The organism is Pseudoalteromonas sp. MER144-MNA-CIBAN-0113 (assembly GCF_040308965.1).
In the GTDB taxonomy this organism is placed as follows: domain Bacteria; phylum Pseudomonadota; class Gammaproteobacteria; order Enterobacterales; family Alteromonadaceae; genus Pseudoalteromonas; species Pseudoalteromonas tetraodonis.
The window spans coordinates 1-273 of the sequence record NZ_JBEOOG010000346.1 but is presented as its reverse complement, the minus strand read 5'-3'; the positions used below and the strand labels follow the sequence as shown (position 1 = coordinate 273).

Genomic DNA, 273 nt, shown 5'->3' with positions numbered 1-273 from the left:
AATATACCCATTGATAGAGCGTAAAAATGCAGTGCTTAATTTAGCCGATGATTGATTTTAAACTAAACGAAAATACGGCGTTACACATACATACTGTAGGGGAAGAGAAAACCCCAATTATTGTTATTGATGATTTTGTAAATAATGTAGATGCGCTTATTAATTTTGCTGTGTTTTCTCAAAGTGCTAGAGAATCGTTTTGCGCACAAGAAAGTGATTTTTACCCAGGAGTAAGAAAAGCAGCACCGCTTAGTTATATCGAGCGGTTAAAAG

1 protein-coding gene is annotated in these 273 nt (G+C 35.2%); it reads left to right on the top strand.

Annotation, left to right across the window (positions count from 1 at the left end):
- Window positions 1-47: 47 nt before the first annotated feature.
- Window positions 48-273: DUF6445 family protein (locus tag AAEY57_RS19980; protein WP_350608664.1), on the top strand; the 226-nt coding region annotated here is incomplete at its 3' end.